We start from the raw sequence: 14422 nt of genomic DNA, 5'->3' as shown, positions 1-14422 counted from the left end.
ATATAGTTATTTTTTGAATGTTTTGTATTATTTTAAAGATGTTTAATAACGACATGTTGTTGTAATTTAAATGTAACTACTGTAAAATTGACTGAGTATATTATTCATGATGATATGGGGTCATTATCGTTTGGCGATAGTCATGCGAAGTAAAATAACAAAAAATTTTGAATGAATGGACCTTGATTAAGGATGATAGAGTTTTAACTCTAAAAGGATTAATAAAATGAAGAAGTTGATTATCCATGGTGGACGGCGACTCAGTGGTGAAGTGACCATTGGGGGGGCTAAAAATTCGACTGTCGCGTTAATTCCAGCAGCTATTTTAGCTGAGACACCGGTGAAATTCGACAGTGTACCTGATATTTTAGATGTTTATAATTTGCAAGCTATTTTAAGTTCTATGAACGTTAATTCAACGTTTAAGGGTGGCGAGTTGATGATCGATCCAACGGAAATTGTTGAATCAGAGTTACCATCAACAGCCATCAAGTCTTTGCGTGCATCTTATTATTTTATGGGATCTTTACTGGGACGCTTTGGTCGTGCAACAGTGACGTTCCCAGGTGGCGATAATATTGGTCCACGTCCAATTGACCAACATATTAAAGGGTTTGAAGCATTAGGTGCAACTGTATATGAAAAAAATGACACCGTGTATATTAATGCTGAAAATGGCTTGAAAGGTGCTCGTATCTTTTTGGATGTTGTTTCAGTAGGTGCCACAATGAATATCATTATGGCTGCTGTTCATGCTGAAGGAACGACAGTTTTAGAAAACGCTGCTCGTGAACCAGAAATTATTGATTTGGCAACATTTTTGAACAATATGGGTGCCCAAATTCGTGGTGCAGGAACTGACGTTATCCGCATTACTGGGGTGTCACGTTTAGAGTCTAAAAATACACATACAATTATTCCTGATCGTATTGAAGCAGGTACGTATCTTGCTTTGGCTGCGGCTCAAGGAGATGGTGTTTTAGTTAAAAATGTGATTCCAGAGCATTTAGAATCATTTACAGCGAAGTTACTTGAAATGGGTGTCAAATTAGATGTTCGCGAGGATAGCATTTACGTCCCTAAGTCAGTTGACTTAAAGCCTATTCAAATTAAGACAGCACCATTCCCTGGCTTTGCAACAGATTTGCAACAGCCAGTGACGCCATTGCTAACATTAGCAAATGGTGAAAGTATTGTGCATGAAACAATTTATCCGGAGCGTACACGTCATGTACCAGAGTTGCAAAAACTTGGGATGGCAGTTACAAATCCAGAACATGGCAAGATGGTCGTCGCACAATGCAGTGATTTCCATGGTGCTCGTGTTTCGGCTGCTGAAATTCGTGCCGGTGCTGCGTTGGTTTCAGCGGGGTTGATGGCTGATGGCGTAACAGAAGTAATTAATGCAGAACACGTATTACGTGGTTACGATCGCATTGTTTATAAGTTAACCATGTTGAACGCTGATATTGAAATTGCTGAAGAATAATGTCTCAAAATGTAAAAGTCAAACAGGTCATGAAAGCGGACTCATTTTGATTTTTACATTTTTTTTGAGTAATTAAGTAAAAAAAGAGTGTTAATGGTTGCTAATTGCTGATTATAAGGATAAACTAGATAAGTTACAAAAATTAGCGGACGATTACTAAAAACAGACGCAGTAGGGACGCCGGATTGTGTCTAGTCTGTTTTTATGTTGATAAGTTCAAGACAATTAGAGAACGTTTGTTGCGGCAATCGTTACTGGAGGAAAAATTTTGAAGTTTTCAGAGTTAGGTCTTACACAAGACCTTTTGACGGCCATTGAGAAGCATGGCTATGTAGAAGCTACGCCAATTCAGGAAAAGACAATTCCGTTGACGATGGCTGGTAAAGACGTTATTGGTCAAGCCCAAACAGGAACCGGTAAGACAGCTGCATTTGGTTTGCCAATCCTAGAAATGATTGACAATGATAATAAAGATGTTCAAGCCTTGGTTGTTTCACCAACCCGTGAATTAGCTATCCAAACCCAAGAAGAATTATTCAAGTTGGGTCGTGATAAGCATGTTCGTGTACAAGCCGTTTTCGGTGGTGCTGATATTCGTCGCCAAATTAATGGGTTAAACCATGGTGCCCACATTGTTGTTGGAACACCTGGTCGTTTAATTGACCATATTCGTCGTGGTACGATTAACCTATCACATGTTAAGACATTGGTATTAGATGAAGCCGATGAAATGTTGAACATGGGATTCTTAGAAGATATTGAATCAATCTTGAAGGCCGTCCCTGATGAGCGTCAAACATTGTTGTTCTCAGCAACGATGCCTGCAGCTATCAAGCGTATTGGTGTTCAATTTATGACTAATCCTGAGCACATTCAAATTGCTGCTAAGGAATTAACAACAGACTTAGTTGACCAATATTACGTACGTGTACGTGATTTTGAAAAGTTCGATGTACTAACGCGTATTTTGGATGTACAACAACCACAACTAGCTATTATGTTCGGTCGTACAAAGCGTCGTGTTGATGAATTGACACGTGGTTTGGAATTACGTGGCTTTAATGCTGCTGGTATTCATGGTGACTTGACACAACAAAAGCGTACACAAGTTTTGAAACAATTCAAGAATGGTGAAATTCGCATTTTGGTTGCAACTGATGTTGCTGCTCGTGGATTAGATGTTTCTGGTGTTGATTACGTTTATAACTTTGATATTCCACAAGATTCAGAGTCATATGTTCACCGTATTGGTCGTACAGGTCGTGCCGGTGCTCATGGAACTTCTGTAACTTTCATTTCAAATGCTGAGATGGATTACTTGAAGGATATTGAAAAGCTAACTAAGAAACGTATGCAACCATTAAAGCCATACACACACGAAGAAGCACTTGCTGGTCGTATGAGTGTTGCAGCTGCATCTGTTGATGCAATTGTTAAGACGACTGCTAACGTTGCTGATTCAGAATTAGTTGATCAATTAGCTGAAAAGTATGATGCTCGTGAATTAGCAGCTGCCTTATTAGGTTCTGCCGCTAATGTTGAAGAGATGGATGCTGAATTTAAGTTATCACACGAACGTCCTTTGCCACACAAGCATGGTGGTAATGGTGGCCGTCATGGTGGCGGTAACCGTGGTCGTCGCGATGGTGACCGTCGTCATGGTAATGGTGGTGGTTACCGTGGTAACCGTGGACAACGTGAGCGTCGTTCATATGATCGTGGTTCACGTACTGGTTCAGGTGATCGTTCACAACGTGGACATTCAGGTGCACCACGTCGTCAATCACGTAACTTTGTGATTAAGAATAACGACTAATCATTAAGTCAAAAATTATTAAAAGCATCACAAGAATTTATTCAAATTCTTGTGATGCTTTTGTGTATGGTAGAATAAAAATTAAGCGAATATATTTGGACATAGAGGGTATAATGAAATTAGTATTTTTTTGGGAGGAAACAACATGATTGTGGGACATGGAATTGATGCACAAATGATTAGTCATGTTGCTGACGTTGCAAAACGACGTCCGAGTTTCATTGACGTTATTTTGACACCAGCTGAACTAGCAGTGTACAATGCTCGAAAAGGCAAACATCAAAAAGAATTTTTAGCGGGTAGATTTTCAATTAAAGAGGCTTATAGTAAGGCGATTGGAACTGGTATTGGCACACAAGCTCGTTGGCAAGATATTGAAGTTTTGCCAAATGAAGCAGGTCAGCCGGTTATGGTTAAGCACCCTAAGCAAGGGGAAGTTAACGTACATATTTCAATATCACATACAGGTGATATGGTTCATAGTTCTGTTATTTTAGAAACGGCTACATCAAAAATAACTGCACCACATCAACTTGATGTCATCGATCAAGCTGTTATTAGTACTAGGCGTCCGGCTTGGATTGAAGTTTCAGCAAGTGCCATTGCACATAATATAACGGCAGTACGCCATTTAACGGGTACTAAACGATTTATCGCAATTGTAAAAGCGAATGCGTATGGTCATGGCTTAACACAAGTGGTGTTGGCTGCGCAAAAGGCAAATGTTGATGGTTTTGGTGTCGCAACAATTGATGAAGCCATCTGGTTACGTGAATTTGGCATTGACTTACCAATTTTTATCCTTGGTGTAACGCCGGCTACTTATGCAGCTGATTTAGTTAAATATCAATTAATACCAGTTGTAACTAGTGAAGCTTGGTTAGATGAGTTAATTAACAATATGCCTCAAGGCAAGCGGCTAGACGTGTCAATTGGGGTCGATACGGGGATGGGACGAATTGGTATTCGTCAAAAAGATGAGTTGGTACGAGTCGTTGCACAAATAATAGCACATCAGCAATTATCTCTAAAAGGAATTGGTATGCATTTTGCAACAGCTGATCAAAAAGATACGGCTTACTATCAAAAGCAACTTCAAAATTGGCATGACTTGGTTGATGATTTAACTTTGCCAGCGGATGTTTGGTATCACATGGCTAATTCAGCCACGACATTATGGCATGAACAACCGACGTTAGATACCGTGCGTGTTGGAGCAGCTATGTATGGTTTTAACCCGTCTGGTGATGAATTAGCAACTGATAAGTTAATCGCTGCTTTATCATTAAAAGCAGCTTTAGTGCATGTTAAACAGGTAGCGGCAGGAACATCTGTATCCTATGGGGCGACTTATACAACTAGCCAACCAGAATGGATTGGGACGTTGCCAATTGGTTATGCAGATGGTTATGCACGTCAATTACAAGGAATGTACGGTTTGTTACCCGATGGCCGCCGTGTTGAAATTATTGGGCGCATTGCAATGGATCAATTAATGGTTCGTTTACCAGAAGCGTTACCAGTGGGAACGGTTATAACGTTAATTGGTCAAGCTGGTCAAGAAACAATTACGCTAGAAATGTTAGCCAATCGCTTAGGAACAATTCCGTATGAAGTAGCAACCAGTTTAGCGCCCCGCTTACCACGAAAATTAGTGAAGTAAAGAGAGACGTATGGCAAATAAAAATGAAATTAAACGCGGTGATATCTTTTTTGCAGACTTATCACCCGTTATTGGTTCAGAACAAGGTGGTCAACGCCCTGTCGTTATTATTCAAAATAATGTTGGTAATCAGCACTCACCAACTGTTATTATCGCACCAATTACAGCAAAAATTGCCAAGCCTAAATTACCAACACATGTTGGCTTACCGGCAGAAGCAACAGAAGCTGGCATTGGTCGTGATTCCGTTATTTTATTGGAACAAATCAGAACCATTGATAAAAGACGTTTGCAAGATCGTATTGGTTTGATACCGGATGAATTATTAGTTAGAGTTGATCAGGCATTAGTCATTAGTTTGGGACTAGTGTAATTTAATGTTAGATAGGTGGATAAAGCGCTAATGCTTTAGCCGCCTGTTTTTATTAGTAACATCCGTGAAAAGGAGGGTAGTATGGCTAAGGAAAGAGATCTTGAACAACATAGATTAAATGATGTGGCTCAAGAAATTGATAAGCAATTACAAAAAGCTGAAACGTTTTATGATAAAGCACATTCAGAGACCCGGGCAGTTGAAAGTAATTATATTGCCAATACTTCGATTAATACTGCTGAAGTAGATGATGCAATGGAAACGAATGCCGAAATTCAACAACAACGAAGTATTGTCGCCCGTGTTACGGAAACTGAAAATATCATGGCTAAAACAGTTGGTACACTTAAACTTTTACGGAAGAGTCCTTATTTTGGTCGCGTAGATATTATTGAAGATAATTGGCCTGAAACTTTATATATTGGTTTAGCATCTTTACAAGATGAGGCGGGTAATTTCCTGATTTATGATTGGCGGGCACCAATTAGCGGTATTTATTATAATGGTACGTTAGGTAAAGTTGCTTATCCCACACCAAATGGTGAACAAACGGTTGACTTACAAAAAAAGCGGCAATTTGTTATTCAGGATGGTCAAATCACGAGTATGTTTGATACAAATGAAACTGTTGGGGATGAAATGTTACAATATGCGCTTGGACAACAAAACGATGATGTGATGCGTAATATTGTGGCAACTATTCAAAAAGAACAAAATCAAATTATTCGTGATACAACTAGTGATTTATTAGTCGTACAAGGTGTTGCTGGTTCCGGTAAAACATCAGCCATTTTGCAACGTATTGCTTTTTTGCTTTTCCATTCTAGAGAAGAATTGAATTCTGATCAAATTGTGTTGTTTTCACCTAATCGTTTATTTTCAAGTTATATTGCGGATGTCTTGCCGTCACTTGGTGAACGAAATATGCGTCAGGTAACGTTAGCAGAGTTCTTTAGCGCTCGTTTGCAAGGGTTAATCGTTCAGACGTTGTTTGATCGTTATGAGCAAGAACAGCATTTTATCGGTCAGGCTAGTTACTCTGTACGCCAAGAATTAGAAAGTGAACAGATTGTATCGTTAATTGATGATTATATGGCACAACTATCTGCTAGTGATATCCATTTTGTTGATATTTATTACGAAGATAAAGTTTTCTTTGGTGCGCAAGAATTTCAGGCATATTTGGCAACGCTATCAACCAGTTATACAATACGCGAACGGATTAGCCAACTTCAAAAACATTTTATGCAAGTGTTAACTGATCGTATTGAAAGTTTACAGGACGCTGACTGGGTACAAACAGAACTAGATAATCTAACAGACCAAGAATATCAAAATTTACTTGGCGATGATGATCTTGAAGAAACGCTGGTTGCTGAAAATGAAGATAGTGTTATTTCATTAGTTGCTAAACGTTATTTAACAAAACAATGGCAAGCTATTGATGATGCTTTGTACAATAATTTTTATTTAGATATTTATCAACAATATCGTTCATTTTTACAATATGTTATGCAACAAAAAAATGATGAACAAGCTGAATGGTGGCGGGCTAAGCAACGACGTTTTGATCTGCAATTAGAATACCATCGCATTGATTTAGAAGACGCAGCACCCTTATTATTTTTGCGTGACGAGTTAACTGGTGGGGGAACTAACCAGGCAATGTCCTATGTCTTTATAGATGAAATGCAAGATTATGCGATGGCACAGTTACTATATTTGAAACATGCTTTTCCTAAGGCTAAATTTACCGTTTTGGGAGATTCTGAACAAGCATTATTCCGACAAGTTGAGACACCGCAAGCCTTGTTAAATAAATATGCGCAAGGATTTGATGCACAAAAACCAGCATTAATTAAATTAAATCGAGCTTATCGTTCAACGCATGAAATTATGAATTTTGCTAAAGCACTCTTACCTGATGGTAATGATATTGTGACTTTTACACGCCACGGCGAAAAGCCAAGCTTACGGCAAGCATATCCAGAAACGATTGTGGAGGTTTTAAATGATGAAGTAGCCCAGCTACGTCAGAATTTTCAAACAGTGGCGATTTTAACTAAAACAGCAGAACAAGCTGAATTAGTACTGGAAGCTTTACGCCGTTACCCAGAAAAAGTACAATTGCTACATGCAATGGATCGTACACGGACAGCTAATGTGTTAGTGATGCCAATTTATTTAGCCAAGGGATTGGAATTTGATGCCGTTATTGGTTATGATGTATCACAAAGCAATTATCCTGATGATAAAGCAATTGGTTTATTATATACATTAGCTTCCAGAGCAATGCATGCGTTACATTTGGTGACAATTGGTCCGGTATCACCATTAATAATTCAAGTACAAAATACGGTGGCGTCATCATTATTAGTACAATAATGATTTAAGTGCTTGTTATCATGCAAAAAAACTTTTACAATTGGGTTTGACGAATTTAAATTTGTGGTTTTACCGCATAGAAAGAAGAAAAGATATGGATGAAAAGAAAGTTTTGTTAACGGGTGATCGCCCAACTGGTAAATTACACATTGGGCATTACGTTGGTTCTTTAAAAACACGTGTTGCAATGCAAGATTCTGGTTTGTACGACCCATATATTATGGTTGCTGATAAGCAAGCATTTACGGATAATGCACGAAATCCCGAAAAAATTCAAAACTCTCTTTTGGAAGTTGTTTTGGATTACTTGGCGGTGGGCATTGACCCTAAGAAAACAACAATTTTCGTGCAATCAGCAGTACCTGAATTATCTGAATTAACGGAATACTTTCTTAACTTGGTCTCAGTTGCACGTGTACAACGTAATCCAACTGTTAAAGCAGAAATTCAACAAAAAGGTTTTGGTGAAAGTATCCCAACAGGTTTCTTTATCTATCCTGTATCGCAGGCAGCTGACATTGCTTTGTTTAAAGGCCAAGTTGTTCCGGTAGGGGATGATCAAAAGCCTATGTTGGAACAAACACGTGAATTAGTTCGTACGTTTAATCGTTATTACAATACAGACCTTTTGGTTGAACCAGAAGGTATCTTCCCACCAGAGGGTCACGGACGTATTCCAGGATTAGATGGTAATGCTAAGATGTCAAAATCTTTGGGTAACGCAATTTACTTGAGTGATGATGAAGAAACATTATGGGCAAAAGTTAAGTCAATGTATACAGACCCAACACATGTTCGGTTGACTGATCCAGGTCATATTGAAGGTAATATGGTATTCACATATCTTGATATTTTTGATGAAGATAAAGCATATGTTGCGGATCTTAAAGCACAATATCAAGCAGGTGGCTTGGGCGACATGAAAATTAAAAAGTATTTGTTTGAAGTATTAAACAAAGAATTAGCCCCAATTCGTGAACGTCGTGCGCGATATGCGGAGGATCATGATGCTGTTTTGCAGATTGTTAAAGAAGGTTCGGAAAAAGCACGCTTAATTGGACAACAAACCATGGCTGAGGTTCGTCACGCTATGGGTGTTGATTATTGGGGTTAATGATTAATTAGTACCTTTAAGGAGTATTAAATGAGTTATTTAGCAGTCATTGACTTGGGTTCAAACTCAACTCGTATGGTAGTTGAAGAACTGCAAGCAGATGGGAATTTTATTGAATTGCGTCGCCGTAAATTGGACACACGTTTGGCAGAAGGTATGGCCGAAAATGATGGTGAATTAACAGATGCAGCGATGACACGTGTTGTTAATGCATTGTTAGAGTTTCAACAAGATTATATGATGTTTGACGATGTGACAGTTGTGGGTATTGCAACAGCAGCTGTGCGTGAGGCTGAGAATCAAGCTGTATTCTTAGATAAAGTTTTCCGTGCAGTTGGTGTGGAAATTCGAGTACTAACAGGTGATCAAGAAGCCTATTATGATTATCTTGGTGCTGCATCAGCGTTGGATATTACTGATGCGTGGTTGTTAGATACTGGTGGTGCAAGTGTTGAATTAGTTGGTATTGAAGATCGAATGGCAACAAATATGATGAGCTTACCATTTGGTGCCGTTAATTTATCAGAAAAATTTAAATTGAATATTGAAGGTGTTGTATCACCTGAGTCCATTGAAAAGGCAGCTAAATATGTTAATACACAGTATGCTAAGTTGCCTTGGCTTGATGATACGGTAACGCTACCAATTATTTTATTAGGCGGTGCTAATCGTTCATTGGCCCGGTTAGATCGGGTAAAACATGGGTTACCTGCTGATTCAGATTTTCATGGATATGAAATGTCAACATCCGCAGTTGTCGAAACCTATCATAAATTAACAATGATGACTAAGGCCGAACGAGAAGAACTATTAGACTTAGAAGCTAATCGTGCTGATATTATTGTGAGTGGTTTGCTACCTTTGATTGAATTAATCAAACACACTGGTGCAAATAAAGTAATTTTCTCCGCTTCAGGGGTACGCGAGGGATTGCTACAAGAATACCGTATGGAAAATTAATAGAAAACAGCGTTTGGAGCATTGCTCCAAACGCTGTTTTGATTTGTTATACAAAACGGTAGTTATATCCGCTCTTCATAAACGCGCACCAATCAGCAACATTCCTTATATAAGCCCAATTTTGACCCAGACTCTTGGCAGAGTCAGGGCACAAAACAGGTCTTATACCGGAACGTTATTCGCAGATTGGCGACGCTCTCCATACAAAAAGCCGCCGGTTCGTTGACCCGCGGCTGTTTTTGTTAGATATGATACGTCTAACAAGGGGTACACTTTAATTTGTATCCCTATATTCAATTGTAATGGTAACTACTAGAGGTTTAATCTGCAGATTTAAACGACTGTCGCTAGCAATTACCTAAACCAACTACATCTTGCTGCAACTACTACTGCATCCAAAGTTATTCGTATAAAAAGCGAATCGTGTCGGGAGCAGCCTTCAAATCAAGATATATGCTTACGCCCTAATGTGGGTTATCATATCTCGTTGAAGAAACTGATGCTAATGATAACAAGATAGTCAATTCATGACTTAATGTTTATCTTTAAAATTTGATACGAAAATTATCTTGTTTCATTACTGTAACACGCCCATATGGATCTGTGTAGAAGAAGTGATGTTTGTGGTTAGATTAATATAATCTGTCAAATCACGCCCTCCTTTTCCTTTTGGTACACCTATATAGTAGCATTTAATGAAAGCGGTTACAAGAAAAAGTGTCTGATTAATCGTTAAAATTTACAATATGAGGACTAGGTGCTGATGCACCAGCTTCTAGAATACTAATTGTTGTGAGTAATTGCTCATTGGAAACCAGTTTATCCTGATGATTAACAAGTGTTTCATAAACGGCATCATAGACACGCCCATAATCACCATTAATAGTAGGAATGATTTTTTCGATACGATCGTTGTTTTGATTATAGTAAGTGACTTTACCATAATCTTGCGGTGCATCAATTCCAAAACCAGTATCACCAGGCATAATACCGGTTTTTAAATCATATTCTTGTTGGTCGATATTGTATTTAATATATGAACCTTTAGACCCATGTAAAATCCACTTAGGATAGTGTACTGCAGTTATTTCACTAGATTGAATCGTTGCTTTAAAAGCATCTTTATAAAATAGGTTGACTTCAAACTGGTCAGACAAACTGGCTGATAAATCACGCGCAACGCGTAAATCATATGCAACATGTTGTGGTTTACCAAATAAGGCAACCATTTGATCGACTAAGTGTGCACCATGATCAAACCAAGTTGTTTCCATAACGCCACCAGATTGTTTAGCATCATTCGGACGATAGTGATCCATATGTAGTTCAAGTTCAATAGGACGACCAATATAACCAGCAGCTAGCACATGCTGTAAAGTAATAAAATCACTATCAAAGCGACGGTTTTGGAATGGCATAAAGAAGGCGTTGTGTTGTTTGGCCAAATCAATTAATTCAGTAATTTCTTTAACAGTTGCAACAACGGGTTTATCGATCAAAACATTTTTACCAGCAGCTAGTAATTGTTTAGCAACAGCAAAATGAGTTGGCGCAGGTGTGACAACAACAACTAAATCTAGCGTGTTATCAGCAATGATATCTTGAATATCGGTTGAAAAGACAGTCCCAGTTGCCTCAAGCTTTGCACGATCACTGGGTCGTTTATCAATATGTGGTGCAACAATACGGCTAATGTGGAAATGTTCTGAACGCTCTTTAACGTAAGGAATATGATAACGATTAGTACTTTTACCAAATCCAATATAAGCAATATTAAGCATAAAAATTCTCCTAAAATATTAATTACTATTATTGTTACTTAATTAATGTATTTGTGCAATAGATGATAGAATAGTAATATAAAATAAAAAATATCGGTTAATCTTATACCACTATCTGGACGCGGTATAATTGATATACTAGACAAACGGAGCGTGACCATGGTTATTAATGAATTAAAATCAGATATTTTACATGAAGTTATTTTAAGGCGTCCTGACGATAGCCATAAAGGGGATTTTGGTCGTGTGCTGTTAATCGGGGGCAGCATGCAATATGGCGGTGCCATCTTAATGGCTGGACAAGCCAGTGTTGGTGCAGGTGCAGGTTTGACCACAGTGGCAACAGATAGGGTTAATTTAACTGCTTTACACACGAGAACACCAGAAGCCATGTTTTTAGATTGGCAAGATGATGACCAATTACTAACTAATATTGAAAAGAGTGATGTTATTGTTATTGGGCCAGGTTTGGGTGTTGATCAACACGCATTACATCTTGTGAAGTTAGTGTTTAAAGCAGTAACTAATAAGCACATTTTAGTTGTTGATGGTTCCGCTTTGACAGTGATGGCAGATAATCATTTAACTTTTCCAAGGTCAGCATTTACAATTGCAACACCGCATCAAATGGAATGGGCCCGTTTAAGTGGTATTCAATTAAATTATCAGACAGAGCACCAATTAAATGAAGTACAACGGCAAATTTTAAATTTGGATGTCTTAGTATTAAAACAACATCATACGTTGATTTATGCTGAAAACGTCTTGCATCAACTGATGATTGGTGGTGCATATCAAGCAACTGGTGGAATGGGTGATGTTTTAGCAGGCATTATTGGTGGATTTGTTGGTCAGTTTAAACAAAATCATCTTAAAGCAACGGAAGCAGCTGTCTATGCGCATTCAATTATTGCGCAAGAAATGGCAGTGCATAGCTATGTTGTTAAACCATCATTTATAGCGGATGCAATATCAAATTATATGTCACGCATTCAATCTAATTTGTAAGGGCATCTAAAGTAAGGTGTGTAATAATATAAAGAAGTGTATAATTGAGAACAAATATGAATGACTCTTGGAGGGATTTACAAATGGTAAAACAATGGCATGCTGAAGCCTTAAAATATGAAGATGATTTATTAACAGATTTAAAAGAAATGTTAGCAATCAAATCTGTTCGTGATGACGATGCAGCAACAACTGATGCACCTTTGGGGCCAGGTCCTAAGGAAGCTTTGTTGAAGTTTGAAGAGTTTGCAAAGCGCGATGGTTTCCGTGTTGGTAACTACAAAAATTTGGTTGCCTATGCTGAATTAGGTCCAGAGGATGCTGAAGAAACAGTTGCTATTATTGGACACTTGGATGTGATGCCTGAAGGGGATGGCTGGACTAAAGATCCTTGGACACCAGTTATCGAAGATGGTCGTTTGTATGCTCGTGGCTCATCTGATGATAAGGGACCAACTTTCACAGCTTATTATGCTTTGAAGATGATTAAAGATTTAGGTTTGAAACTAAACCGTAAACTCGTCTTAGTTGTCGGCATTGATGAGGAGTCTGATTGGACTGGAATGGACGAATTCTTTGCAGAATATGGTGAGCCAACAATGGGCTTCTCACCTGATGCAGAGTTCCCAATCATCAATGGTGAAAAAGGAAATGTTTCAATTGTAACGCGCTTTGCTGGGACGCAAGATGGTGCGTTGAAGTTGGTATCATTTACGGCCGGGCAACGTCCAAACATGGTGCCTGGTGTTGCTAAGGCAGTAGTTGAAACTGTGGATGCAGATGCATTAGTTGCTGCTATGAACAATTATCTAGCAACTGAATCACGCGTTAAGGGTGAGGCTGACGTTGTCGACAATCAGGTAACCGTTACTTTTTATGGTAAGCAAGTTCATGGTGCCATGCCTGAAACTGGTGAAAATGCTGGGACTTACTTGGCTAACTTCCTCCAAGAACAAGACTTTGGTGGTAATGCACAAGGATTCTTAACATTCTTAGGAACGCAATTACATGATGATACAGTTGCAGCTAAAATTGGTGCCAAGACCCATGATGACTTGATGCATGACTTATCAATGAATGTTGGTATTCAACGCTTTGTTGATGGTGAAGATGGTTTTGTGAATGCTAATTTCCGTTATCCACAGAATACAACGGCACAAGAAATTGAAGACCATGTTGCAGCATCTTTGCCAGCTGGTTTTGAGGCAACTGCTAAGGCTGAAGGTCATGCTCAAGTACCACACTACGTGCCTGGGGATGATCCATTAGTTCAAACATTGTTGCAAGTTTATCGTGATCAAACTGGTTTGCCAGCAGCAGAACAGGTAATTGGTGGTGGAACATTTGGCCGCTTGTTGAAGCGCGGTGTTGCTTTCGGTGCAATGTTTGAAGGTGTTCCTGATACGATGCACCAAGCTGACGAATTTTATCCAGTTGCTGATCTAACACGTGCAATGGCTATTTTTGGTCAAGCGATGTATGAATTAGCAAACGTCTAAGCATATATAAATAGGATGTCGTAACAATAAACTACCTATTCTAACAAAAGCAAATTACCAATGTTATTGGTAATTTGCTTTTTTAAAAGGGTGCCGGTCAAAGTCAATATCTCATGATGCTTTTTTTCGTTTTCAATAAAAGTGTGTTACAATTATGTTACATGTCAATGCGTGATTGGTGCTTAATTAGCAAAAATGTTTTAAAATATAAGTCGTCACATAAAAGCATGTACAATTTTGTGCATGCTTTTATTGTGAAAAATTAATCGGTCAATTAAACTGAAAAGTGAAAATTAAAACAGATTGTTAGGGAACCTTAAGCATAACGCATTAT

10 protein-coding genes are annotated in these 14422 nt (G+C 38.5%); 9 read left to right on the top strand and 1 reads right to left on the bottom strand.

Annotated features, from left to right (window positions below; all coding sequences use genetic code 11):
- Positions 1-226 precede the first annotated feature (226 nt).
- From murA to G7Y65_RS04495, 7 genes are all read left to right on the top strand, one after another.
- A complete protein-coding gene (gene murA / locus G7Y65_RS04525) occupies positions 227-1489 on the top strand; it encodes a UDP-N-acetylglucosamine 1-carboxyvinyltransferase (RefSeq protein WP_042492975.1) in 1263 nt (420 codons plus the stop codon).
- Positions 1490-1757: 268 nt separating this feature from the next.
- Complete coding sequence (gene cshA / locus G7Y65_RS04520; protein WP_165314671.1) at positions 1758-3305, top strand: degradosome RNA helicase CshA; 1548 nt, start codon at positions 1758-1760, stop codon at positions 3303-3305.
- 145 nt (positions 3306-3450) lie between these two features.
- The gene (gene alr / locus G7Y65_RS04515) at positions 3451-4968 is read left to right on the top strand and encodes an alanine racemase (RefSeq protein ID WP_141926501.1); all 1518 of its coding nucleotides are present in this window, start codon (positions 3451-3453) and stop codon (positions 4966-4968) included.
- A 10-nt stretch (positions 4969-4978) separates the two neighbouring features.
- Positions 4979-5341, top strand: coding sequence for a type II toxin-antitoxin system PemK/MazF family toxin (locus G7Y65_RS04510; RefSeq protein ID WP_141926502.1), 363 nt, complete (start codon positions 4979-4981; stop codon positions 5339-5341).
- An 81-nt stretch (positions 5342-5422) separates the two neighbouring features.
- Positions 5423-7726, top strand: a complete 2304-nt coding sequence (gene helD, locus G7Y65_RS04505) for an RNA polymerase recycling motor HelD (protein ID WP_141926503.1) — start codon at positions 5423-5425, stop codon at positions 7724-7726.
- A gap of 94 nt (positions 7727-7820) precedes the next feature.
- Positions 7821-8840 carry a tryptophan--tRNA ligase gene (gene trpS / locus G7Y65_RS04500; RefSeq protein ID WP_042492969.1) on the top strand — a complete coding sequence of 340 codons (1020 nt, stop codon included), beginning with the start codon at positions 7821-7823 and terminating at the stop codon, positions 8838-8840.
- 30 nt (positions 8841-8870) lie between these two features.
- Positions 8871-9800 (top strand): Ppx/GppA phosphatase family protein, encoded by a 930-nt coding sequence (locus G7Y65_RS04495; protein ID WP_042492967.1) that lies wholly within the window; start codon positions 8871-8873, stop codon positions 9798-9800.
- Positions 9801-10525: 725 nt separating this feature from the next.
- Here G7Y65_RS04495 and G7Y65_RS04490 read toward each other — a convergent pair.
- A complete protein-coding gene (locus G7Y65_RS04490) occupies positions 10526-11581 on the bottom strand; it encodes a Gfo/Idh/MocA family oxidoreductase (RefSeq protein WP_042492966.1) in 1056 nt (351 codons plus the stop codon).
- A 159-nt stretch (positions 11582-11740) separates the two neighbouring features.
- On the opposite strand from G7Y65_RS04490, the gene G7Y65_RS04485 reads away from it, so the two are divergent.
- Both G7Y65_RS04485 and pepV read left to right on the top strand, forming a co-directional pair.
- Positions 11741-12589, top strand: a complete 849-nt coding sequence (locus tag G7Y65_RS04485; RefSeq protein WP_081839298.1) for an NAD(P)H-hydrate dehydratase — start codon at positions 11741-11743, stop codon at positions 12587-12589.
- 83 nt (positions 12590-12672) lie between these two features.
- Entirely contained in the window at positions 12673-14088 is a 1416-nt protein-coding gene (pepV, locus tag G7Y65_RS04480; protein ID WP_042492965.1) for a dipeptidase PepV, read from the top strand.
- Positions 14089-14422 lie beyond the last annotated feature (334 nt).

It is taken from the genome of Weissella sagaensis (genome assembly GCF_010306265.1).
Taxonomy (GTDB): domain Bacteria; phylum Bacillota; class Bacilli; order Lactobacillales; family Lactobacillaceae; genus Weissella; species Weissella sagaensis.
Note: the sequence above shows the minus strand (reverse complement) of the source record. Positions and strands in the feature narration are given on the sequence as shown.

What these genes read in the sequence shown, in the direction of transcription:
- alr (WP_141926501.1), top strand. Translation starts at nt 3,451, where the DNA reads ATGATTGTGGGACATGGAATTGATGCACAAATGATTAGTCATGTTGCT.
- G7Y65_RS04490 (WP_042492966.1), bottom strand. Translation starts at nt 11,581, where the DNA reads ATGCTTAATATTGCTTATATTGGATTTGGTAAAAGTACTAATCGTTAT.
- G7Y65_RS04510 (WP_141926502.1), top strand. Translation starts at nt 4,979, where the DNA reads ATGGCAAATAAAAATGAAATTAAACGCGGTGATATCTTTTTTGCAGAC.
- murA (WP_042492975.1), top strand. Translation starts at nt 227, where the DNA reads ATGAAGAAGTTGATTATCCATGGTGGACGGCGACTCAGTGGTGAAGTG.
- trpS (WP_042492969.1), top strand. Translation starts at nt 7,821, where the DNA reads ATGGATGAAAAGAAAGTTTTGTTAACGGGTGATCGCCCAACTGGTAAA.
- pepV (WP_042492965.1), top strand. Translation starts at nt 12,673, where the DNA reads ATGGTAAAACAATGGCATGCTGAAGCCTTAAAATATGAAGATGATTTA.
- G7Y65_RS04495 (WP_042492967.1), top strand. Translation starts at nt 8,871, where the DNA reads ATGAGTTATTTAGCAGTCATTGACTTGGGTTCAAACTCAACTCGTATG.
- G7Y65_RS04485 (WP_081839298.1), top strand. Translation starts at nt 11,741, where the DNA reads ATGGTTATTAATGAATTAAAATCAGATATTTTACATGAAGTTATTTTA.
- helD (WP_141926503.1), top strand. Translation starts at nt 5,423, where the DNA reads ATGGCTAAGGAAAGAGATCTTGAACAACATAGATTAAATGATGTGGCT.